The organism is Mesorhizobium sp. B2-4-18 (assembly GCF_006441385.1).
GTDB lineage: Bacteria > Pseudomonadota > Alphaproteobacteria > Rhizobiales > Rhizobiaceae > Mesorhizobium > Mesorhizobium australicum.
In genome coordinates this window covers 441,794-463,407 of sequence record NZ_VFUW01000004.1, presented here as the reverse complement: position 1 = coordinate 463,407, position 21,614 = coordinate 441,794, and the positions used below count along the sequence as shown (strand labels likewise).

Sequence of the window (21,614 nt, the reverse complement as noted above, 5' to 3'; positions counted from 1 at the left end):
GGTCCAGAGCTGCTGCCGCCTACTCTTTCTGCTTGGTACCGGCGCTCTTGCCATCGGAGCTTTTCGAGCGTTCCTCGAAACGATCGGCGCCTTTCTTCAGCGGATGTCCCGTTTCGGCCTCGGTCTTGCGCTCGTCCCTGGCGGCCGCCTGTTCCAATCCTGTGGCTGCCTGCTTGCCTTTTGCGGTCGGTGCCTGCTCGATGCCCATTGCTTCCTCCCTGGCGCGCGATAGGCGCGCAATGAGAGGGGAACGCGCATAAGCGCCGGCAGTTCCAGCGGCTAACATGGTCGAAAACGCGGCAATGAAGCGCTTCAGCGCGCCGTCATCGCCTTGCGGAACGCTTCCAGCGTCTCGGCGCTGACATGGTGTTCGATGCCCTCGGCATCGATGCGCGCCGTCTCGGCGCTGACGCCGAGCGAGCGCAGAAAGGCCTCGACCGTCTGGTGGCGGATGCGGCTTTCCTCTGCGACCTTGCGGCCGGCATCGGTCAGGAACACGCCGCGATAGGGCTTTCGCGACACCAGCCCGTCGGCGCATAGCCGCGTCAGCATCTTGGCCACCGTCGGTTGGGCGACGCCGAGGCGCGCGGCGATGTCGACCTGGCGCGCCTCGTTGCCGTCCTCGATCAGGTCGGCGATCAGTTCGACATAATCCTCGACCAGCGCGCTGCGGCGCGCTTCGCGCGTCTGCCGGAACCCTTCCGAATGGACATCGGCATCGAGCAACGGCTCACGCGGGACCGGTCTGTTCTTCAGCGCCAATGCGCGCTCCTCCTCGGGAGTTTGCCGTCCCTGCTTTTATAGCACGGGCTCTGATTCTTCAGGCCGTTTATTTGCATTCCGAGAGAGGCGCAACCGGCGTCTCCGGGGGCGTCATCCTCGCACGCACAGCGCGACATGCTAAAAAGCACCGACAATGAAATATAGCCTATTGCATAATGTTGAGCCATGGCATACCTTGAGGGCATCCTCCGGAAGTCGCGGAAAGCCTTTTCATGTCAGAAGCAGACGTCACAACCTCCCGGTCCGCATGGCGGTTCGCCAGACGGGATGAAGACGATCAGCCCAGCCTGCGCGAGGTCAACTCCTCCATCGCGGTGCCGACATCAGGCGTCTGGTTCCGCCGCTTGTTCGCCTTCATGGGTCCCGGCTACATGGTCTCGGTCGGCTACATGGACCCGGGCAACTGGGCGACCGACCTCGCCGGCGGCGCGCAGTTCGGCTACACGCTTTTGTTCATCATCATGCTGTCCAACCTGATGGCGATCCTGCTGCAGGCGCTGGCCGCGCGCCTTGGCATCGCCACCGGCCGCGACCTCGCCCAGGCCTGCCGCGCCTACTATCCGCGCCCCGTCAATCTCGTGCTGTGGATCGCCTGCGAACTCGCCATCATCGCCTGCGACCTCGCCGAGGTGATCGGCACCGCGATCGCGCTGCAGCTTTTGTTCGGCATCCCGCTGATCGGCGGCGCCATGCTCACCGCGCTCGACGCTTTCCTGGTTCTGCTCCTGATGAACAAGGGGTTCCGCTATCTCGAAGCCTTCGTCGTCGCGCTTTTGGTCATCATCTTCAGCTGCTTTGCCATCCAGATCTTCGTTGCCGCTCCGCCGGCCGGCACGATCCTGCATTCGATGTTCGTGCCGTCCTCCGAAATCGTCACCGATCCAGCGATGCTCTACATCGCCATCGGCATCATCGGCGCAACGGTGATGCCGCACAATCTCTACCTGCATTCCTCGATCGTGCAGACCCGCGCCTATGAGCGCACGGAGGCCGGAAAACGAGATGCCATCAAATGGGCGACGACGGACTCCACCATCGCCCTGATGCTGGCGCTGTTCGTCAACGCCGCCATCCTGATCGTCGCGGCCGTCGCCTTCCACGAAACCGGCCACCAGGATGTCGCCGAGATCGACCAGGCTTTCAAGCTGCTGTCGCCGCTGCTTGGCCTCGGCATCGCCTCGATCCTGTTTGCCGTGGCACTGCTGGCGTCGGGCTTGAATTCGACGGTGACGGCGACGCTCGCCGGCCAGATCATCATGGAAGGTTTTCTGCGCCTGCGCATCCCGAACTGGGCGCGGCGCCTGCTGACCCGCGGCCTCGCCATCATACCGGTGGTGGTCGTCACCGCGCTCTATGGCGAGAAGGGCACTGGCCAGTTGCTGGTCTTCAGCCAGGTGGTGTTGTCCATGCAGCTGCCTTTCGCGGTCGTCCCGCTGGTGCAGTTCGTGTCCGACAAGAAGAAGATGGGCAATCTCGCCATCCCGCGCGGCGTCGCCGCACTGGCCTGGGTGGTCGCGGCAATCATCCTGGTGCTCAATTTCAAGCTGCTCTACGACACCATGTTCGGGGTTGGCTGAAGTTCCGTTTAATCACGGGACAAACCGCCGGATCGCGCTATTTTCCCGATGCCATGAGCGACCTCGAAGATATCCGGACATTCTACGCGCGGCTGATGGCGGTCAACGCCGCCTCATCGGACCCGCGCCTGGAAGAGGTGTTCGCCAGCGTACCGCGCGAGGCCTTCCTCGGCCCCGGCCCATGGACGGTCATCACCGGCAACGGCACGGTCACCACGCCAAGCGCCGATCCGGCCCACATCTGCCAGAACGTCCTGGTAGCGCTCGATACCGACAAGGGCATCAACAATGGCGAGCCCTTCCTGCACGCCATGTGGATCGGAAAACTCGCACCAAAGCCTGGTGAGGCCATCACGCATATCGGCGCCGGCAGCGGTTACTACACGGCTTTGCTGGCCAAACTGGTTTCGCCATGCGGCACCATCACCGCCTTCGAGATCGACGAAAACCTGGCCGGGTTGGCGCGCAAGAATCTCGAAACCTACGGCAATGCGACCATTGTCCATGGCGATGCCGTGACGTCGCCGCTGCCGCCATCCGACATCATCTATGTCAATGCCGGTGTCGTTGCCCCTCCCGCCGGATGGCTGAAAGCGTTGCGCCCCGGCGGCCGCATGATCTTCCCCTGGCGTCCCGCCGAGCGCGTCCCGCTGGCGATGCTGGTGACCCGCACCGAAAAGGGCTTTGCCTGCGATCCGTTCATGCGTGCCTGGTTCATCCCATGCTTCGGCGCCTCGCTCGCGGATCTTGCGGCGAAGATCCCGACACGCGAGCAGGCCACGCGCAGCCGCTCGATCTGGCTGGTCGAGGACAGGCAGCCGGACCGCACCGCCACGGCGATCTTCGAGCATGTCTGGTTCTCGTCGAAAGCCGTTCGCGTCCGCGGCTGATCTATCGAGGGCGGACCAAATCTCGCGGCCTTTGTCGGGACGGGCGCGGTTGCTCCGTCCTTGGGTTGAAGTCCGGCCGCGATGGCGTGGACACAAGCAAGGGAGAACACAATGAGAAAGATCATCGCCGCGACCTTCGTCAGCCTCGATGGCGTCATGCAGGCGCCGGGCGGGCCGGAAGAGGATCCGGTCGGCGGCTTCGAATTCGGCGGCTGGACGTTCCACTATTTTGACGAGGTGGGAGGCGCGGCAATGGAGGAATTGTTCTCCAAACCCTTCGCCCTGCTGCTCGGCCGCAGAACCTACGACATCTTCGCCGCGTACTGGCCCTACCAGAAAGATCCGATCGCGGATGCGTTCAACCCCGCGACCAAGTACGTGGCGACGCATCGGCCGGATACTTTGACCTGGCAGAACACGCACGCGCTTGGGCCCGATATCATCACGGCTTTGCGTCGCCTCAAGCAGGAAGATGGACCTGACCTGCTCATCCAGGGATCTGGCGATCTCATTCAGACCCTGCTCGCCAACGGGCTGATCGACGAGATCCGGCTGATGATCTTCCCGCTGTTGCTGGGCAAGGGCAAGCGGCTGTTCGGCGAGGCCGCGATGCCGGCCGCTTTCAAGCTTGTCAAATCGCAGACTTCGACCACCGGCGTCATCATCGCGACCTATGAGCGCGCGGGCGAAATCAAGGTCGGCTCCTTTGTCACGGGCGAGCCATCCCCGGCCGAACTCGAGCGGCGCAAGAACTGGAAGTAAATTCGGGCATCAAGCAGCCTGCGATCGCCGCGCCAGCCCATCGCGTATATGCCGTGCGAATTCCTGCGCCGCCGTGCTCACGCCATGCCTCGGCAGGTGCAGGTTGATGGCAAAATTCGGCAGCGGCGGCAGGCCGGTGTCGAACGGCAATATGTCGAGATCGGCTGGCACGGTGGCAGCGAGCCATGTGGTGACGGCGAGGTCGGAACGCACCGTCGCGGTCGTCGCGTCGATGTTGCCGTTTTCGAACACGCTGCGCCATTCCAGCCCATGCTCGTTGAGTGCCGCCAGCACCACCGGCCGGAAGGCGCAGGTGTCGGCAACGATCGAGACGGGCAATGGCCGCTTGGCGCGAGCCACCCCACCCCTTGCGCCAACCCAGACCAGCCGGTCGATTGCCAAGCATTCGCCCGACGTCGGGCCTACCGGCTCCTCGATTACCGCAAGGTCGATGGTTCCGGCCGCGAGTGCCGCCGCCAGTTCCGGCGAGGACGCGCAGACCAGCGATATCTCGACCTGCGGATAGGCCTCGGCATAGGCTTTCAGGACGGGGGCCAGCAAGGTGCCGACAAGGTCGTAGGGAACGCCGAGACGCACCTGTCCGGCGACAGCGCTCCCCACCATCTCGGTCCAGATCTCGTCATTGAGGCTGAGCAGCCGCCTTGCCTTGTCGAACAGCCGCTCGCCGGAATGGGTCAGGCGCAGACCGCGCCGGTCGCGCTCGAACAGCCCACAGCCGAGCGTTTCTTCCAGCCGCTTGACCTGCTGGCTGACCGCGCCCTGCGTCAGGTGCAGCGCGTTGGCCGCCGCCGTCATGCTGGCCTTGTCGGCGACAGTGACGAAGGTGCGCATGAGACTGGTATCGAGATTTCGGATCATGAGCGGCATTATAAATGCTAATGATCATCATCGCAAACATTGCATTTACTGATGCCACGCTCAGTCTACCATGAAGCCTCCGACAAAGGACGCTCCATGCTCCAGCCGATCCTGCCGCTCATCCTGTTTGCCTTCGTGGCCACCGCCACGCCGGGCATCGCCACAACATTGTCGACCGCTTCGGGTGCGCAGTTCGGCTTTCGCCGCTCGGTTCCCTTGATGATCGGCAGTGCCGCCGGCCTCGCGACCGTGACGGGGGCGGCGGCCGCCGGACTTGCCGGGCTGCTGCTTGCCATGCCGTCGCTGCAGCTTGCCATGAAGATCGCCGGCTCGCTCTACCTCGTCTGGCTGGCAATCAAGATCGGCCGCGCCGGCCCACCCAACCTCGATGTCGCCATGGCCAAACCCAACAGTTTCCTGGGCGGCGCCGGAATCCAGTGGATGAACCCCAAGGGCTGGGCGATGGGCCTGGGCGCCGCGGCCTCCTTCGCCGCGCTTGCCGACGGTCCGGGACAACTCGCTTTGCTGCTCGGCTCGACCTTCGGCCTCACCGCCGCCATCTCGCTGTCCGTCTGGTGCGTGGCGGGCATGGTGCTGGCGCGGCTGCTCAAGACCGAGTGGCAATGGCGCGCGCTCAACATCGTGCTCGCGCTGGTGCTCGCCGCTTCGATCATCCCGATGTGGCGGACGGCCTGACGGCCGGCCGCCACGTCAGCCTAAGCCGCGTAGCGCGGGGCCGGCTTGTCGGCATGCAGGCTGCCATAGAAGGCCTGGCGGGCGCCTAGGAATGTGTCCAGCTTTCCCGTGTCGGCAAGCGCCGGCACGGTGACGGCCTCGCCCCTGGCCAGGCCGACAAGGGCGGCGTCGACCATGTCGTCGGCGGTCATGACGATCTCCTTCGGCAGCTGGTCGATATCACCGCCGGAAAGCTCCCAGAAATCGGTCCGGGTCGCGCCCGGCAGCACCACCTGCACCGTCACTCCGGTGCCCGCGACCTCGCGATGCAGGGCTTCGGTGAAGTTGACGACATAGGCCTTGGTGCCGCTGTAGATGCCGCCGAACGAGGTGTCGAAGGCCAGGACCGAGGCGATGTTGACGATTCCGCCCCGGTTGCGCGCCAGGAGCCCAGGCAGCACGGCACGCGTCAGCCGGGTCAGCGCCACGACATTGACCTTGATCATGCGCTCGGCCGCGTCGGCGTCGGCGGTTGCCACCACTGCCTGACCGCCAAGGCCGGCATTGTTGACCAGCAGCGTCACGGTTTCGTCGGCTGATATCGACTGCTCGACACGGCGCACATCGCCGTCGTCGGACAGATCGGCGCTGATCACGCTCACGTTGTGGCCGTGGTCATGGCGCAACTTCTCGGCCAGCGCCTGCAGCCGGTCGGCACGGCGCGCCACCAGCACCAGGTCGTAGCCCTGCCCCGCCAGTCGATCCGCATAGACGGCGCCGATCCCCGATGAAGCGCCGGTGACGACCGCCGTGCCCTTGTCATTCTTGCTCATTGTCACGTTCCTTGTGTTCGCTGGCTCGGCCCCGGTGGATAAATATCGGCCGGCAAGGCTGCTATCCGAATTAGTGGTATATGCCACTTTCCGCGAAATAGGTATACGCCACCATCTTGTCAACGGCGGCGGCGAAAACTATTTCTGCGGCAGGCTGGCGCACCTGCCAGACAATTCCAGCAAGTGCCCAGCGGTTTTGCGTCCGGAATTGCGTGACAAGAGAGAGCATTGGACGCGATGCGTTTCGCCGGAGATGCTCCACAAGGAGCGACCATGAGTGAAGCTGACGGATTTAGCCGTTGCAACAATGCCACCTTGCGGCGCACCGCACGCAGGCTCGGCCGGTTCTACGACGACGCGCTGGCGCCTTCCGGCCTGAAGGGCACGCAGTTCGGCCTGCTGTTCCAGATCAGTGTCGGCAGCGAGCCGGCGATGGGAGCCATTGCCGAGGCGCTGATCATGGATCTGTCGGCGCTCGGCCACACGCTGAAGCCCCTGGTCCGCGACGGCTATGTCGAAACCTTCCCCGACAAGGACGATCGCCGCGTCAAGCGCGTACGGCTGACGTCATCAGGACAGGCCAAGCTCGACGAGGCGATCAAGCTATGGAGCGTCGCCCAGCGGCAATTCGAGGCCATGATCGGCGCGGAGCAGGCCGCGAAACTGCGGGCCACGCTCGATGAAGTGGCTGCGTTGAAGCTGGAATTGCCCGCGGCCACTCCTTCCAGCTGAAGAAGCGGCCGCGAAAAAACAAGGATGCAAGCCTCGGAGCCGGCCTTATTCCGCCGGCATGGTGACGGCCCGGGCAAACACCCGCCCCGCCAGCACAATGCCGAGCCCGACGATCGGAAACACCGCCGCGACCAGACCGAGATCGGCGGGCGCGCCGTAGCGCAGCACGCCACCACCGACCACCGCGCCCACCGCCACGCCGAGATAGAGCGCCGAACCATTGAGCGACAGCACGATCGGGGCGGCGTCCGGCGCCAGCTTGATGATGCGGCTGGCCTGCGCCGGCGGGAACGCCCAGCCGACGATGCCCCACGGCACCATCATCGCCATCAGCGCCGGTCCGGCAATGTGCTGCGGCAGGAAGGTCGGGATGACCGACAGCATGATCAGCATGGCGGCACTCAACGCCAGCGACCAGCCGACGGTGCGCGTGGCGCCGAAACGGTCGGCCGCCTGGCCGCCGGCAATGTTGCCGATGACGGCGCCGACGCCGAAGGCGAGCAGCATGCCGGGCAGCGCGATCTCGCTCAGCCCGCCGCCCTCGATGGCAAGCGGCGCGACATAGGCAAAGACGGTGAAGGCACCGACCAGCGCCAGCAATGTCGTCACCAGGATCGGCATCACGCCGGGACGCATGGCGGCCGCCAGCCGGCGCTTCAGCGGCAGCCTGGTGCCGATGATGCCGCGCGGCAGGCGGTACCACAGGATGGCGCCGGACAGCGCGCCAAGGCCGGCAATGGCATAGAAGGTGCCGCGCCAGCCGGCGATGGCCGCGACAAGCGCGCCAAGCGGTGCACCGACAGCGACGGCCACCGTGGTGCCGCCGACGACGACGGCGATGGCACGGGCGCGGTGATGATCGTCCACCAGCGCCACCGCCGTGCCTTGCGCGGTCGCCGCGAACAGGCCCGACGACAGCGCCATGATGATGCGTGCGACGAGCAGCACTTCGAAGGATGAGCTCAGGGCGGCGACGACATTGCCGACGACGAAGAACACCAGTGTCCACAGGATCACGCGGCGCCGGTCCCATTCGCCGGTCAGCGTCGCCAGGATCGGCGTGCCCACGGCATAGGCGAGCGCGAAAGCGGTGATCAGCGAGCCGGCGAGCGGCACCGAGATGCCGGCATCCCTGGCGATATCGGGCAGGAGGCTGGAGATGACGAAGCCTTCGGTCGAGATCGCAAACGATCCGAGCGCAAGCCAGAAAATTCTCTTGTCCATGGGAAAGCGTCCTTAGTTCAAAAGTTATTGAACAATTGGACATAAAAGGGCATCATGTCAATGAAGCCAGGCAAAAATAGCATAACCATGCTGACAGCCCTGTGTCAGGACGGCCATGAAGTGGAGAAACAGTGTGTATGGACCGGGCAGGATCGACGCGTTGAAATCGGCCCGAACTGTGCTTAGGTTCCAGCCATGACCTTGCCACACCCCAATACGGACCAGATCAGCCTGCCCATTGTGCTCGGCGTGCTCGGCGACCCGACGCGGCTTGCGATCGTGCGCTATCTCGCCAGCAAGGAAGGCGTGCCGCTGAACTGCAGCCGCTTCCTCGATCTCGGCTCCAAGACCAATCTGAGCTACCACCTCGCCAAGCTGCGTGAGGCCGGTGTCACCCGCGCCGAAGTGGTCGGCACCAACCGCATGATCACGCTGCGCCGCGCCGATCTCGACGCCCGCTTCCCCGGCCTGCTCGACAGCGTCATCGCCGCGGCCGCGGACGACGCCGCCCTGCCGGCCGTCGGCGGCCACGACATCGAAGTGTCGGCCTGACACATTTCCTTTCCCTCGCTAAGCGGGAGGAAATCATGTCCCTGTCAGGGTCGCCCTTTCGACCAGTCCTTCGCCAGCCTGTGGAGCCCCCTCGAAAATGCGCTTAGCCCGCGACGGCATCATCACCTTGGGCGGCGCCGGCCAGCCGGATCGCTTCGAGACGATCGCCGTCGAGTACGACCACGAGGCGGCGGGCCAGTCCGCCGTTATGATTAGCCTCAATTTCCGGCTTACATGGCGGCGCGTCGTCCCTTATAGAATCGGCCTAACGTGCGGCAAGATGGCCGCGGCATGGAATTTCGAGTATCGGCGCACGGCCAGATGATGAGGCGCACAGTTACGCTCCGAACAGGTTTGCATGCGCTGGTTGCGGTTCCGCTGCTGATGGCGGCGTGGCCGGCTGTTGTCCCGGCCCATGCGGAAGAAGGTCCCTTTATCTCCGTTGTCACCGGGCTCGCCCCCGACGACCTGCTCAATGTGCGCGCCAAGCCGTCGGCGATCGGCAAGACCGAGGCCCGCCTGGCGGCCGGTGCGAGCGTACGGAACCTCGGCTGCAACGACATTGACGGTCATCCCTGGTGCAAGATCGAGTCTGACAATCCCAAAGCCACCGGCTGGGCTCCCGCGCGCTACCTCGTTCCCGTCAATCCGGCGACCGTGCCCGACGAGGCCGCGGATACGCCCGCCATGGCCACCGACGCCGCCGCGACGCCCGATGCACCCGACCTGACCGCTCGGCTGGGTGATGCGAACCAACCAGCCAGCCCCGAAGCCCCGCCGAAATCCGCGGCGGAGATCGCCATGCAGGATGCCTATGGCCTGGCGCTGGCTGCGGCTGAAAACGGACCCGCGGCCGAAGAGCCAACCGGGGCCACGGCCGGCGATGCCGGCCTGCAAATTCCCTGCGCCCGCTACGTTGGACAGCCCATGGCGCCTTGCGCGGCGAGCGTGACGCGCAAGGGCACGGACAAGGCCGACGTGACCGTGACCTGGCCCGATGGCGGCAGCCGCGTCATCTCCTTCGCTGCCGGCCTGCCGGCAAGCTCGGACGCCGGCAGCGAGTTCCGCTTCACCCGGGAAGGCAAACTCAACATGATCCGCATCGGCGTGTCGGAGCGGTTCGAGATCACGGACACGGTGGTGCTGGGGGATTAGAGTTCGGCGACTTTTGCCGTGGCTGCCTGATTGCTGGGGTTTGCGCCGCCCTCATTGCCCTGCCGGGCATTTCTCTCCGTATAATGACGGGGAGAAAGATGCTGGCCGCAACCTTGCGCTCTTCTTGCAACAGCGGTGATTGGCGACACCGGCGACGGCAGCACCCCTCTCCCCGTCGCTATACGGGGAGAGGATGCCGGCAGGCAGGTGAGGGGCAGCGCCAACGCACTGCAAGATACCCATTCAAACCCAACGCGCGCGCCCAGCCTGTGCAGCCCCGCCCAATCCCGCATTTTCGGGGTTACATCGGGCAAAACTCTTCCCTATAAGGCCCTCCTAGCCTGATACCAGAATCGCGAGCACAACCGGCCGGGTCTTCCCGTCCCGGTTTTTTGTGCAAGCCCGCTGCCGAACGGAATTCATAGACATGCCCAGACGCACCGACATCAAGTCGATCCTGATCATCGGGGCCGGCCCCATCGTCATCGGCCAGGCCTGCGAATTCGACTATTCCGGCACCCAGGCCTGCAAGGCGCTGAAGGAAGAGGGCTTTCGCGTCATCCTGGTCAATTCCAACCCGGCCACCATCATGACCGACCCGGAACTGGCCGACGCCACCTATATCGAGCCGATCACCCCCGAAGTGGTCGCCAAGATCATCGCCAAGGAGCGGCCCGACGCGCTGCTGCCGACCATGGGCGGCCAGACCGCGCTCAACACCGCTTTGTCGCTGCGCCGCATGGGCGTGCTCGAGCGCTACAATGTCGAGATGATCGGCGCCGACGCCCATGCCATCGACAAGGCCGAGGACCGCGCGCTGTTTCGCGAGGCGATGAAGACGATCGGGTTGGAAACACCGAAGTCGATGCTGGCCAACGCCACCGACGTCAAGAACGCCGACCGCAAGACGCATGAGGCCGAGCGCGCCGCGCTGAAGGCCGAGAAGCCCGACAATCTCGACGCCGAACTCGATGCGCTGGAAACCCGCTGGAACCTCGGCGAAGGCGACCGCAAGCAGCGCTACATCAGCCACGGCATGGCGATCGCCGCCCAGGCCCTCGACCATGTCGGTCTGCCGGCCATCATCCGCCCGTCCTTCACCATGGGCGGCACCGGCGGTGGCATCGCCTACAACAGGGCCGAATTCTACGACATCGTCCAGTCCGGCCTCGACGCCTCGCCGACCACCGAAGTGCTGATCGAGGAGAGCGTGCTCGGCTGGAAGGAGTATGAGATGGAGGTCGTCCGCGACAGAGCGGACAATTGCATCATCGTCTGCTCGATCGAGAACATCGACCCGATGGGCGTGCACACGGGCGACAGCATCACCGTCGCCCCGGCGCTGACCTTGACCGACAAGGAATACCAGATGATGCGCAACGCCTCGATCGCGGTGCTGCGCGAGATCGGCGTCGAGACCGGCGGCTCCAACGTGCAGTTCGCCGTCAACCCGGCCGATGGCCGTCTCGTCGTCATCGAGATGAACCCGCGCGTCTCGCGCTCGTCCGCGCTCGCCTCCAAGGCGACTGGCTTCCCGATCGCCAAGATCGCCGCCAAGCTTGCCGTCGGCTACACGCTGGACGAGTTGGAGAACGACATCACCGGCGGCGCCACGCCCGCCTCGTTCGAGCCGAGCATCGACTATGTCGTGACCAAGATCCCGCGCTTTGCGTTTGAAAAGTTCCCCGGCGCCGAGCCGGTGCTGACCACGGCCATGAAGTCGGTCGGCGAAGTCATGGCCATCGGCCGCACCTTCCAGGAGTCTTTGCAGAAGGCGCTGCGCGGTCTCGAAACCGGCCTCACCGGCCTGGACGAGATCGAGATCCCCGGCCTCGGCGCGACCAACAGTGCCGATGACCGCAACGCCATCCGCGCCGCCTTGGGCACGCCGACGCCCGACCGGCTGCGCATGGTGGCGCAGGCGATCCGCATGGGCACCTCGCTGGAAGACGTGCACGCCATGTGCAAGATCGACCCCTGGTTCCTCGAACAGATCGCCGGCATCGTCGCCATGGAAGCCCGCATCCGCGAGCACGGCATTCCCGGCGACGCCGTCAATCTGCGTATGCTGAAGGCGATGGGCTTCTCCGACGCCCGCCTCGCGTCGCTGACGAAGACCGACGCTGAAGTCGTTCAGAAGATTCGTGAAAAGCTCGACGTTCATCCGGTTTACAAGCGCATCGACACCTGCGCCGCCGAGTTCGCCTCGCCCACCGCCTACATGTACTCGACCTACGAAGTGCCCTTCGCCGGCGCGCTCGCCAACGAGGCGCAGGTCTCGGCGCGCAAGAAGGTCGTCATCCTCGGCGGCGGCCCGAACCGTATCGGCCAGGGCATCGAGTTCGACTATTGCTGCTGCCACGCCGCCTTCGCGCTGCGGGACGCCGGCTATGAAGCGATCATGATCAACTGCAACCCCGAGACGGTCTCGACCGACTACGACACCTCGGACCGGCTCTATTTCGAGCCGCTGACGGCGGAGGACGTGCTGGAGATCCTGCGCGCCGAGCAGGCCTCGGGCGAGCTGGTCGGCGTCATCGTCCAGTTCGGCGGCCAGACGCCGCTGAAGCTGGCCGACGCGCTGGAGAAGGCAGGCATTCCGATCCTCGGCACCTCGCCCGACATGATCGATCTCGCCGAAGACCGCGACCGCTTCCAGAAGCTGCTGCACAAGCTGAACCTCAGCCAGCCGAAGAACGGCATCGCCTATTCGGTCGAGCAGGCCCGCCTCGTCGCCGGCGAGCTCGGCTTCCCGCTGGTGGTGCGCCCCTCCTATGTGCTCGGCGGCCGCGCCATGCAGATCATCCATGACGAGGGCATGCTGCAGTCCTATTTGCTCGACACCGTGCCCGGCCTGGTGCCTGAGGACATCAAGCAGAAATACCCCAACGACAAGACCGGCCAGATCAACACGCTGCTGGGCAAGAACCCGCTGCTGTTCGACACCTATCTCTCCGGCGCCATCGAGGTCGATGTCGACTGCCTCTGCGACGGCAAGGCGACCTTCGTGTCGGGCATTCTCGAACATATCGAGGAAGCCGGCATCCATTCGGGCGACAGTGCCTGCTCGCTGCCGGTTCACTCGCTGCCCTCGGACCTCGTCGACGAGCTGGAGCGGCAGACGGCGGCGCTCGCCCGCGCGCTCAATGTCGGCGGACTGATGAACGTGCAATACGCGATCAAGGACGGCACGGTCTATGTGCTGGAGGTCAACCCGCGCGCGTCGCGCACCGTGCCCTTCGTCGCCAAGACCATCGGCCGCCCGATCGCGAAAATCGCCGCCCGCATCATGGCCGGCGAGACGCTGGAAGACGCCTTCGCCCATTACGGCGCCATGCCCGACCCCAGGAACCCCGGCCATATCGCGGTCAAGGAAGCCGTCTTCCCCTTCGCCCGCTTCCCCGGCGTCGACATATTGCTCGGCCCGGAAATGCGTTCCACCGGCGAGGTCATGGGCCTCGACCGCGATTTCGCGCTCGCCTTCGCCAAGAGCCAGCTCGGCGCCGGCGTCGACCTGCCGCGCTCCGGCACGCTGTTCGTCTCGGTGCGCGACGAGGACAAGAAAGGCATCCTGCCGGCGGTCAAGCGCCTCGCCGGCCTCGGCTTCAAGGTGCTGGCCACCTCGGGCACGCAACGCTTCCTCGCCGAAAACGGCGTCGACGCCCAGAAAATCAACAAGGTCCTGGAAGGCCGCCCTCACATCGAGGACGCCATCCGCAACCGCCAGGTCCAGATCGTCTTCAACACGACCGATGGCCAGAAGGCGGTGTCGGACTCGAAGTCGCTGCGGCGGGCGACGCTGATGCAGAAGGTGCCGTATTACACGACGCTGTCAGGCGCCGCGGCTGTGGCAGAGGCGATCGCGGCGCTGAAGGCCGGGAGCCTGGAGGTCAGGCCGCTGCAGGAGTATTTTGCTTAGGGGCACATCCACGTTCATTAGAATAACGGAATAATTATCTTGTATATAACTATGGCGTAGGATAGCACGACCAACAATATACCAATTATTATGTAAGACTCATACCATCGAAACGCATCCATGACTCCAATTGGCTTTCGTGCCTTACCAAATACAACTGCCTCTATCTCTGCCTCATCAGATCGATAATTCAGCCAAGCAAATAGTCCAGCAACCAGCGTCATGACACAAATCGCCGATACCGCTGCGGCGCACCAGAAAAGGCCCCAAGTGCCAAGCTTAGCAATATCGCTACTCAGACTATGGTCAGAGACACTTCGCACCACCTGAAATTGTGCGGCAAATATGACCGCCAAAACCGCTTGATAAAAGGCTCCGATTAGAAATGTGGTCTTGTTGAGCTCTTTCTTTTGATCCAGGACATATTTATACCGCTCTAAGAGATACGGATTTTCCCTCATGGTGTAACCTATCCTCAGTAGCCAAATGCTTCGATCGATGAGTCTCTGCGGTCCCACGCGAATGGATCAAATATAGTCGAGTTAGTGTCCCGCAATGCGAGAACGAACGACTGCGAATCCTTCATATAATTCTTCAGCCACTCGAACCCGGCCTGACTAATAGCCCTATCAAGCAGATCCTCGCTAAAGACATCCCAGGTCCAGCGGAAGCTCCGCAGCAATTCTATAACCAAAAGATTCGCGGCCAATGAACGAAGATCCGCTAAGTCACCTGATGTACCCATTGAAAACAGCAAATTGGCTAGAGGAACCCCTGGTACCAAATACCTCTCCCGATTTGATACAAAGCTGCCCGCTACACCCAGTCCCCGCGCCTGAACTGACGGGCCGGGTACATTGAGTCTATCACCACTCGCAGCCCTAGTCGTGCGTAGCCGTTCACGAGCCTCCCGCAGCATATGCCAGAACTTTATTTCCCGCTGAGCGATCTGATCAAAAACCGTAACAGTTGAAAGCCAATTTGGATTGCCTTCCCGCTTCACCCACCGAAGCTCCAGTTGTCTAGCTTCCTGAGAAGCCACAATTTCAGAAATTTCAAAAGAGGCTTTAATATTTTCCTCAACATAAGCAGATGAATTAAGATTACACACAGTTATTCCAGAGTGATGGACGCCACTTTTATTGCCAAGCGTAGCCAAGATCTTCGATGTAGTCACGTTCAACGGAGCTTCCTTAACAAAATACTCTATAGATTTGTATAGAGGGGATTCGACCGTCCAAAACTCTCTCGATCCAGAGAGATCAGTCATCGTAATATTTGATCTACCGCTAGAATCCTCAACAAGCACAAGCGGGACCTTCGACATTGATTCAGAAAGGAGCGCCGGCTTAGAAGCAGGAACTATTTGCCCAATCAAAGGAGTCGCGATGTAAGGTGCGACTCCAACGGCTCGCGAAAGGGAGTGACTGTCACTCGCAGAAAGTCGCTTAATCTCATCAGAGATATGGCGGGCATACATCTCGTAAATGGTCTGCAACATCTGCCTTTGCTCGGCCGTTTCTTCAAATGCCGAGCGTGCAACGTTCGTGCGGGGCGCCCCTTTCCCGACGGAGTTTGCTACCGCAAGGATAATCGGAGCCCTAAATCCTGGCGTGCTGTGCTCGACCGCCACACCTTCGATGCAAGTAGCGATTGGAGCAGGAACTTCATCGTCATCAACAGGCCCCCTCTCGCGTGGCACATCGACGAAACTCCAATCCTGAAATAATTCGTCCTTAGCGACCGCAAATGCCAGCGTAACACCCGCCTCAGTAAATTCCTTTACTTCCACTTCTCGTTTGTATCGAGGGCGTTGACGAGACGAAGAATCCAAGTACGACTGGATCGCCTCCTTTGGGGATTGATAGCCGATAACAACAGGGTCGTCATCATTGATTTTTACCCTCACTATACACCGCGGAAACATCAACCACGATTTTGCCACTCGCAACACTTCCCCAATACGTGCTGTAGGTCGCAGAATTATCTTCACAGCAGTGCCATGAGGATACATAGGTAACTGATCCCGATTGGAAACCTTATCAAGTAATTTTATTAGATACTTTCCATGGACAGACCTGAGTGCAATTCTTCTTGCCTTCTCCTCGTCATCGCTACATGTCGTAATCTCGACATCGTCGGAAACCATAAAAGCCGAAAGTACTCCAATACCAAAGCGACTTATGGAGTGAAAATCTGGGAACTTCTCTTTGAATTTTGCATCTTGATAACGAGAAGACCCAACCTTCAGCAGATGGCTCTCTATTACCTCCTGCGACATGCCAGTCCCGTTATCCAATACCGTCAAAGAGCGCTCTGCGTCGCTCCAAACAATTTCCACAACTCCGCGCTTTTCGGATTCGACTTCGTCAATGTTCGCCTGAAGCCGAACTGCATCTAATGCATTTTGGGTAAGTTCCCTTAGAACAACTGTGGTATCGTTGTATAGCGTGTGTCCAGTTAGGAGATCGAGTATTTTATGTTGATCAAGCTCAAACTCGAACGAATCAGTCAGGAATCCTTCTGTATCAATGCTGTCCGTATTTATGTGACGCCACGGAAAAATGTATGGACTAACAACATCTCGGCTCGATTTTTGAATCGCTGCATAGGATTGATTAAGCTCCTTTTCGGCGTAGAATAAATAGCTTGTGAGTCCAAAGAAGCCATCGGGCTCTTTAAAAGTTGCATGCACTTCTATGGTATCGGATTGCACTGACTTACTCACATGCCCTTCCCGGTCCCTACCGAGCGCGGCACGTACAGTGCGCACAGCCCCCTGTTTTTGCCATTCGACCTGACTAATCGGGTCATTAGGGTTTATTAGTTGATATAGTACCCCCGGGGCTCGTTGCCTGGTAATTTGGAGTAAATCGACTGTACGCAGGATGACAGCACAATATTGGAGATTAACCGTCTCATCGGCACTACCATACGGCTGAGATATTTTAAAAACAGATGTGTCATCTATATTTGCGAGAGTATGACTTTCGCAGATAAGAGCCAGGTCACGCCTTACCGTGTAATCCAGAGGTTTAATCAAATCCTCAATGATCTTACGAATAGTCGAAGACGAATTGTCATCGTCCATAATTGTGCCATCAAGCCAGGCGCGAACCCTTTTTCCATGGCTGTATCGAACAAACTCTTGATAGCGTAGGCGATCAGCATCTTCTTGTTTCATCTGCTCAAGTCGAGCAACAAATTCCTTATGCTTCTCTGAGGGCAAAACCGGGTTGGCCAGAAAGGTCTTATAGTCGGGATTTTTCGCCCGATTTTTATATTCATCTTGACTAATCAAAAGGCCGAGATCGTGAAAATAAACCGACAGCACGATCATAAACCAATCGGCCGGCGTCATGTGAGACTTTGTTTCGTCCGGGATCACCCACTCGACAGTTTTCAGCATATCGACAACATGAGAAAAACTGTGGTCTGTATATTGATGAAAGAAACCAAGGGATTTCCATTCTGAAAGTATCTTCTGAATGGTAGACCTAATTTGATGTATATTTACTGGAAACGCTGGAAGTTTAGTTGCTTCTAGCGCGTGCAATTCCGCTTCCGTGAACGAGATTTCGGTCATTGTCTTCCCCCTAAGAACTTGATGACATGTACAATGATTTTGGCTTCTAAGGAAGACGTGAGGGAGCTTCATGCAGATCAATCCATGACCATAGGTCCGGTTCCCTCAAGCCACAGCCACACACTCGATCTCGATATCAAACTCCATCGGCCAGGACGCCACCGGCACAAAACTCCGCGCCGGCGGGTTCATGCTGAAATACCGCGCATAAACCCGGTTGATGGCGTTGTAGAAGCCGGAATTGACGGCATAGATGCGCACCATCACGACGTCATCCAGCGAGGTGCCGGCCGCTTCCAGGCAGTGTTTCAGCGCCTTGAGCGACGCCTCGGTCTGCGTTTCGATGTCGCCGCGCACCATCTCGCCGGTCACCATGTCCACCGGCGGCGTCGCCGAGATGAACACGAAGCCATTGGCCTTCACCGCCGTCGAGCAGGGCAGGCCGAGTGCGCGCACCTTGTCCGACATCACAGGCACTTCGATGACTTGTTTCTTCATGGTGATGCTCCCTGGGTTGGCAAGGAGCTTATCCCGGCACTGGCGGAACGCCAGTGGCAAACCCTCGGTTCAGAGCCGGAGCCCTATCCCTGCCCCGGATACGGCATGCCGTCCTTGTGCAGGAAGCGCCCGTCCGAACTCGGGCTCATCATGTCGATGTCGGAGCAGGTGATGACATCGTCCGGAGAGCGCGAGCCGACTTCCAGGTAGCGCGCCGTGACCGACGCGCGGTTGATCATGTGATGGCCGTTGCCGCTGTTCTTGGCGAAGGCAGCACTGTCACCGGCCTTGAGCAGCGTCTCGCCGCCATCCTCGACCAGCACCAGTTCGCCTTCCAGCACATGGACGAACTCGTCCTCGTGGCTGTGCCAGTGACGCTGGCTCGACCAGCCGCCGGGTGGCAATGTCATCAGGTTGACGCCGAAATCGGTAAGCCCGCCGGCATCGCCGAGGCGCCGGCGCGTACGGTCGGCGCAAGGGGCGTCGAAGGGTGCGGGGTAGCCCGAGCCCTTGCGCTCGGGCACGGATGCGAGATCGATCTTGGGCATGGGATGCTCCCGAGGTGAGGCGGCAGTGTAGCGCATGGCGGGTGGAGGCACAGGGCCAAGTTGCGCGTTTTGCCTGGGCGTATGCGACGTAGCGCCCTACGGCGCCCCCCTCTGTCCTGCCGGACAATCTCCCCCCAAGGGGGGAGATTGGCTGTTGTCGCTGCTTTCGCCAATTTTCAACAGCGCCAGGAAGAGAGCCGGCGCCGAAGCCGCCAATCTCCCCACTTGAGGGGGAGATGTCCGGCAGGACAGAGGGGGGCGCCGTAGAGCGCGGATCTCGAACCGTTCTCGCCCTAGCCACCGCCCAGCCCTAATGCGCCGCGCCGAGCTCCTTCACGTGCTTCTCGTGCATCTTCAGCGTCGGCAGCGTCTTCTTGGCGAATTCCTTCAGCGCGGGGTCGTCGCCCGATTTCGCATAGGTGCTGAACAGCGCGACCGCCTGCTTGTGGGCCTCAGTCTGCATCATGACGTATTTCTCATCGAACGCCTTGCCGCTGGCGGCTTTCAGCTGGTCCAGCATCTGCTGGTCCTTGGGCTGCAGCGCGGGTCCGGCGGGCTTGATCGAGGCGGTGGTCTGCCCCTTGCTCAGCGCCTGCTTGAAGTCCTCGCCGGCCTTGGTGTGGTCCTTGATCATCTGGCCGGCGAAGGCCTTGACGTCCGCCGAGGCGGATTTCTGTTCGGCGAGCTGGCTCGACTGGATCTCGAATTCATTGGCGCTGGGCACGGTGCCGACAAAGGTCGGGGTGTCGACCTTGCTGTCGGGCAACATGGGCGCGACCGCGTTCGAGTTGGTGCCGTTCGTCTGGGCAAGGGCGGCGGGCGCGACGGCGGTCAGCGCGACGGCGGCCATGGTCAGGAGCATTTTCATCTGGCGTCTCCGATCGGAATGGTTCCCTCGAGGAGTCCAACGCCGCAGATGCGGCGAGGTTGCCAGCCGTGTCCCTTCCCGTCGCGCCGTAGAAGGGAAAGCAGCCTTGCGACCGCGGCAGGATCTACGGACGACGAGGCCCCAGCAGAAAGGCTGTCATCGTCGCGCTCACGCACGCCACCGCCAACAAGGGGACGAAGCCCGAAGAGCCGGGGCTTCGGTGCATTGGACCAAGGCTTTCCGGAGCCGGAGCATTTTGAACCAACCCGTCCAGGTCGGACCTGCTCCCCCGTCGAACGGAATAGGCGCGCGTCAACTCCGCACCGAGCAGAAAGATTTCCGATGAATAATAGACCCAGAGCAGTATGACGAGCAGCCCTCCGGCCGCACCATAGGACGACGCGATCGCACTCGTGCCGATATACCAGCCGATAAGCGACTTTCCCAACGTGAACAGAGCGGCGGTCACCACGGCACCGATCCCGACATCCCGCCATTGCAAGGCACGGTCCGGCAGCACTTTGTAGATCGCGGCAAACATCACGGAGATCAGGGAAAAGGAAATCAGGGTGTTGATGGCGCTCAGAACAAATTGGCCGAACGGCAGATAAGCGCTGATCACGCTGCCCAGAGCCGAGATCGCCGCGCTCGCCGCCAGGGATACCAGCAACATGAAGCCGAGGGCGGCGACCAGGCCCAGACTTGCCGCACGCGCGCGCAAGAGACGCGACAGCGAATCTCCTTTCGCTTCAACCTTCCATATTGCATTCAGGGCCTGCTGCATCTCGCCAAACACCGCGGAGGCGGTGACGAGCAGAGTGGCCACGCCGATCAGGGCTGCCAGGGTCCCCGATGATTTGCTGGATGCCCCTTCGAGCGCCGTCTGAAGCAGCGCCGCGCTTTCCCGGCCCATCAGCCCCGATATCTGAGCAGACAAGGCCAACTGTGCCGCGTCATGACCAAAAGCGATGCCGGCTATCGCGACGACGATTATCAGGACCGGGGCTAGCGACGTGGCGGCATAAAACGCCATTGCCGCGCCATGGCTAAGGGCATTGTCGTTGACAAAGCCAACCACGCTTTCTCGCACCAAGTCCCATACGTCTTTAACTGCAGGGCGCACGTCTAATCCGTGAAGCGGGTCGCAAACCGTCTCCTATCAATGCAGCGGATCTTCCGATGTTCCGGCCGACTTGAGCGAGAGTTCCAGCAGCCACGTGAAGCGCGGATCAAGAACACGGGTCAAACACAAGGCATCCCCCGACGAGCCCGCCTGCCTCATCGAACAGGCCGACGGCGACCATGTGCTGAAGAGCCACTCGGAACTGAAGCGTGCGGACCGAGCGACTTCAGTGGCAGCACGCCTCGCTATATTGCAGCTGCTCGCCGAAATTCGGCCGGCCCTCCGGCGTGAAATCCATCAGGTTCCACAGGATCTCACAGGTGCCGATGGCGCGCGGGTCCTGGCCGGGCTCGGTCGGCGCGAAGCCGAGTTCCGACGACCAGAAATGCCTGATGCCGTCAGCGTCGCGGTGGAACACCGACAGCAGCGGGATCTGCGCGCCGTCCGCATCCTCGGCATTGTAGTCGCGCTTGAAGCTGTTGTTGGCCGACGACACCAGCCGCATGTTGCGCCAGCCGCGATCGCGGCCGAGCGTGACGAGGTTTTCCAGCGCCGTCCTGGCCACCACGGCGAAGTTGAAGCCGGCCGCTTCGAGATGGCCGACCGCGCCGTCGAACTGGTCGAGCAGGGCGGTGCAGGACGGGCATGGCTGGTCGGGCCGGGCGAGCTTCGCGGTACCGCCGCCGGCCGCGACGTCGCGCGTCTCCCGCGGATGGCGCGGGAACATCATGTTGTAGAGGATCAGCGTGTTCTTGCCGGCCGCGAACAGCTCCGACAGTTTTATCCTGGCGGGCTTGCCGGCTTCATCGAGGCCGTCGAATACATAATCCTGCGGCACCAGCCCGCCCGGCGGCAGCGCGCGGCGCGCCTCGGCCACGGCTTCCATGGCCCGGCGCAGCTCGATTTCCTTCTTCAGCAGCTTTTCGCGCGCGGTGCGGTATCTGGCGGATTCGTTGGGAAAGGTGATCATGATCGGCTCCTTGGTTCCGCGCGCCGGCGTCCCGGCGCGG

The 21,614-nt window shown here is 61.8% G+C and carries 21 protein-coding genes; 9 read left to right on the top strand and 12 right to left on the bottom strand.

Annotated features, from left to right (window positions below):
• Positions 1-19 precede the first annotated feature (19 nt).
• Complete coding sequence (locus FJ527_RS12965; protein WP_140823264.1) at positions 20-208, bottom strand: hypothetical protein; 189 nt, start codon at positions 206-208, stop codon at positions 20-22.
• A gap of 104 nt (positions 209-312) precedes the next feature.
• Positions 313-762 carry a manganese-binding transcriptional regulator MntR gene (gene mntR / locus FJ527_RS12960; RefSeq protein WP_015316200.1) on the bottom strand — a complete coding sequence of 150 codons (450 nt, stop codon included), beginning with the start codon at positions 760-762 and terminating at the stop codon, positions 313-315.
• A gap of 233 nt (positions 763-995) precedes the next feature.
• Here mntR and FJ527_RS12955 point away from each other — a divergent pair, with 233 nt between their 5' ends.
• The 3 genes from FJ527_RS12955 to FJ527_RS12945 all read left to right on the top strand — a co-directional run bounded on the left by FJ527_RS12955 (position 996) and on the right by FJ527_RS12945 (position 4,012).
• Positions 996-2,360 carry an Nramp family divalent metal transporter gene (locus FJ527_RS12955; RefSeq protein ID WP_140617781.1) on the top strand — a complete coding sequence of 455 codons (1,365 nt, stop codon included), beginning with the start codon at positions 996-998 and terminating at the stop codon, positions 2,358-2,360.
• Between the two features lie 53 nt (positions 2,361-2,413).
• Complete coding sequence (locus tag FJ527_RS12950) at positions 2,414-3,250, top strand: protein-L-isoaspartate O-methyltransferase (RefSeq protein ID WP_140823263.1); 837 nt, start codon at positions 2,414-2,416, stop codon at positions 3,248-3,250.
• Between the two features lie 111 nt (positions 3,251-3,361).
• Positions 3,362-4,012 carry a dihydrofolate reductase family protein gene (locus FJ527_RS12945; protein WP_140665015.1) on the top strand — a complete coding sequence of 217 codons (651 nt, stop codon included), beginning with the start codon at positions 3,362-3,364 and terminating at the stop codon, positions 4,010-4,012.
• A gap of 9 nt (positions 4,013-4,021) precedes the next feature.
• Here FJ527_RS12945 and FJ527_RS12940 read toward each other — a convergent pair whose 3' ends face one another.
• Positions 4,022-4,891: a LysR substrate-binding domain-containing protein gene (locus FJ527_RS12940; RefSeq protein WP_140823310.1), complete on the bottom strand. Its 870-nt coding sequence runs from the start codon at positions 4,889-4,891 to the stop codon at positions 4,022-4,024.
• 96 nt (positions 4,892-4,987) lie between these two features.
• Here FJ527_RS12940 and FJ527_RS12935 point away from each other — a divergent pair, with 96 nt between their 5' ends.
• Positions 4,988-5,587, top strand: coding sequence for a LysE family translocator (locus FJ527_RS12935; RefSeq protein WP_140823262.1), 600 nt, complete (start codon positions 4,988-4,990; stop codon positions 5,585-5,587).
• 20 nt (positions 5,588-5,607) lie between these two features.
• Here the strand turns inward: FJ527_RS12935 and FJ527_RS12930 are convergent, their stop codons facing one another.
• The gene (locus FJ527_RS12930) at positions 5,608-6,399 is read right to left on the bottom strand and encodes an SDR family oxidoreductase (protein ID WP_140823261.1); all 792 of its coding nucleotides are present in this window, start codon (positions 6,397-6,399) and stop codon (positions 5,608-5,610) included.
• A 273-nt stretch (positions 6,400-6,672) separates the two neighbouring features.
• Here FJ527_RS12930 and FJ527_RS12925 point away from each other — a divergent pair, with 273 nt between their 5' ends.
• Positions 6,673-7,131 (top strand): MarR family winged helix-turn-helix transcriptional regulator, encoded by a 459-nt coding sequence (locus FJ527_RS12925; RefSeq protein WP_015316193.1) that lies wholly within the window; start codon positions 6,673-6,675, stop codon positions 7,129-7,131.
• 45 nt (positions 7,132-7,176) lie between these two features.
• Here FJ527_RS12925 and FJ527_RS12920 read toward each other — a convergent pair whose 3' ends face one another.
• Entirely contained in the window at positions 7,177-8,355 is a 1,179-nt protein-coding gene (locus FJ527_RS12920) for an MFS transporter (RefSeq protein WP_015316192.1), read from the bottom strand.
• A gap of 195 nt (positions 8,356-8,550) precedes the next feature.
• Here FJ527_RS12920 and FJ527_RS12915 point away from each other — a divergent pair, with 195 nt between their 5' ends.
• The 4 genes from FJ527_RS12915 to carB all read left to right on the top strand — a co-directional run bounded on the left by FJ527_RS12915 (position 8,551) and on the right by carB (position 13,981).
• Entirely contained in the window at positions 8,551-8,907 is a 357-nt protein-coding gene (locus tag FJ527_RS12915; RefSeq protein WP_140617775.1) for a helix-turn-helix transcriptional regulator, read from the top strand.
• A 97-nt stretch (positions 8,908-9,004) separates the two neighbouring features.
• Positions 9,005-9,232 (top strand): hypothetical protein, encoded by a 228-nt coding sequence (locus tag FJ527_RS29580; protein ID WP_246677710.1) that lies wholly within the window; start codon positions 9,005-9,007, stop codon positions 9,230-9,232.
• Entirely contained in the window at positions 9,229-10,062 is an 834-nt protein-coding gene (locus FJ527_RS12905) for an SH3 domain-containing protein (protein ID WP_140713923.1), read from the top strand. Before FJ527_RS29580 ends, FJ527_RS12905 begins: the two co-directional genes overlap by 4 nt.
• A gap of 427 nt (positions 10,063-10,489) precedes the next feature.
• Positions 10,490-13,981: a carbamoyl-phosphate synthase large subunit gene (carB, locus tag FJ527_RS12895; protein WP_140713752.1), complete on the top strand. Its 3,492-nt coding sequence runs from the start codon at positions 10,490-10,492 to the stop codon at positions 13,979-13,981.
• A 17-nt stretch (positions 13,982-13,998) separates the two neighbouring features.
• Here carB and FJ527_RS12890 read toward each other — a convergent pair whose 3' ends face one another.
• The 7 genes from FJ527_RS12890 to FJ527_RS12850 form a co-directional block, all read right to left on the bottom strand.
• A complete protein-coding gene (locus FJ527_RS12890) occupies positions 13,999-14,442 on the bottom strand; it encodes a hypothetical protein (RefSeq protein WP_140713750.1) in 444 nt (147 codons plus the stop codon).
• Positions 14,443-14,456: 14 nt separating this feature from the next.
• Positions 14,457-17,567: an ATP-binding protein gene (locus FJ527_RS12885; protein WP_181166338.1), complete on the bottom strand. Its 3,111-nt coding sequence runs from the start codon at positions 17,565-17,567 to the stop codon at positions 14,457-14,459.
• Between the two features lie 105 nt (positions 17,568-17,672).
• Positions 17,673-18,065, bottom strand: coding sequence for a RidA family protein (locus tag FJ527_RS12880; RefSeq protein ID WP_140713743.1), 393 nt, complete (start codon positions 18,063-18,065; stop codon positions 17,673-17,675).
• An 83-nt stretch (positions 18,066-18,148) separates the two neighbouring features.
• Positions 18,149-18,613, bottom strand: coding sequence for a cupin domain-containing protein (locus FJ527_RS12875; RefSeq protein ID WP_140713741.1), 465 nt, complete (start codon positions 18,611-18,613; stop codon positions 18,149-18,151).
• Positions 18,614-18,923: 310 nt separating this feature from the next.
• Positions 18,924-19,481, bottom strand: a complete 558-nt coding sequence (locus tag FJ527_RS12865; RefSeq protein ID WP_140713739.1) for a DUF4142 domain-containing protein — start codon at positions 19,479-19,481, stop codon at positions 18,924-18,926.
• A gap of 124 nt (positions 19,482-19,605) precedes the next feature.
• A complete protein-coding gene (locus FJ527_RS12860; RefSeq protein ID WP_140713737.1) occupies positions 19,606-20,604 on the bottom strand; it encodes a YihY/virulence factor BrkB family protein in 999 nt (332 codons plus the stop codon).
• Positions 20,605-20,830: 226 nt separating this feature from the next.
• Entirely contained in the window at positions 20,831-21,574 is a 744-nt protein-coding gene (locus FJ527_RS12850) for a DUF899 family protein (RefSeq protein WP_140713735.1), read from the bottom strand.
• Between the last annotated feature and the right edge of the window lie 40 nt (positions 21,575-21,614).

Excerpts from the sequence above, each read along its gene's own strand:
- FJ527_RS12965 (WP_140823264.1), bottom strand. The coding sequence starts at position 208 with ATGGGCATCGAGCAGGCACCGACCGCAAAAGGCAAGCAGGCAGCCACA.
- FJ527_RS12955 (WP_140617781.1), top strand. The coding sequence starts at position 996 with ATGTCAGAAGCAGACGTCACAACCTCCCGGTCCGCATGGCGGTTCGCC.
- FJ527_RS12950 (WP_140823263.1), top strand. The coding sequence starts at position 2,414 with ATGAGCGACCTCGAAGATATCCGGACATTCTACGCGCGGCTGATGGCG.
- FJ527_RS12945 (WP_140665015.1), top strand. The coding sequence starts at position 3,362 with ATGAGAAAGATCATCGCCGCGACCTTCGTCAGCCTCGATGGCGTCATG.
- FJ527_RS12940 (WP_140823310.1), bottom strand. The coding sequence starts at position 4,891 with ATGATCCGAAATCTCGATACCAGTCTCATGCGCACCTTCGTCACTGTC.
- FJ527_RS12935 (WP_140823262.1), top strand. The coding sequence starts at position 4,988 with ATGCTCCAGCCGATCCTGCCGCTCATCCTGTTTGCCTTCGTGGCCACC.
- FJ527_RS12930 (WP_140823261.1), bottom strand. The coding sequence starts at position 6,399 with ATGAGCAAGAATGACAAGGGCACGGCGGTCGTCACCGGCGCTTCATCG.
- FJ527_RS12925 (WP_015316193.1), top strand. The coding sequence starts at position 6,673 with ATGAGTGAAGCTGACGGATTTAGCCGTTGCAACAATGCCACCTTGCGG.
- FJ527_RS12920 (WP_015316192.1), bottom strand. The coding sequence starts at position 8,355 with ATGGACAAGAGAATTTTCTGGCTTGCGCTCGGATCGTTTGCGATCTCG.
- FJ527_RS12915 (WP_140617775.1), top strand. The coding sequence starts at position 8,551 with ATGACCTTGCCACACCCCAATACGGACCAGATCAGCCTGCCCATTGTG.
- FJ527_RS29580 (WP_246677710.1), top strand. The coding sequence starts at position 9,005 with ATGCGCTTAGCCCGCGACGGCATCATCACCTTGGGCGGCGCCGGCCAG.
- FJ527_RS12905 (WP_140713923.1), top strand. The coding sequence starts at position 9,229 with ATGATGAGGCGCACAGTTACGCTCCGAACAGGTTTGCATGCGCTGGTT.
- carB (WP_140713752.1), top strand. The coding sequence starts at position 10,490 with ATGCCCAGACGCACCGACATCAAGTCGATCCTGATCATCGGGGCCGGC.
- FJ527_RS12890 (WP_140713750.1), bottom strand. The coding sequence starts at position 14,442 with ATGAGGGAAAATCCGTATCTCTTAGAGCGGTATAAATATGTCCTGGAT.
- FJ527_RS12885 (WP_181166338.1), bottom strand. The coding sequence starts at position 17,567 with ATGACCGAAATCTCGTTCACGGAAGCGGAATTGCACGCGCTAGAAGCA.
- FJ527_RS12880 (WP_140713743.1), bottom strand. The coding sequence starts at position 18,065 with ATGAAGAAACAAGTCATCGAAGTGCCTGTGATGTCGGACAAGGTGCGC.
- FJ527_RS12875 (WP_140713741.1), bottom strand. The coding sequence starts at position 18,613 with ATGCCCAAGATCGATCTCGCATCCGTGCCCGAGCGCAAGGGCTCGGGC.
- FJ527_RS12865 (WP_140713739.1), bottom strand. The coding sequence starts at position 19,481 with ATGAAAATGCTCCTGACCATGGCCGCCGTCGCGCTGACCGCCGTCGCG.
- FJ527_RS12850 (WP_140713735.1), bottom strand. The coding sequence starts at position 21,574 with ATGATCACCTTTCCCAACGAATCCGCCAGATACCGCACCGCGCGCGAA.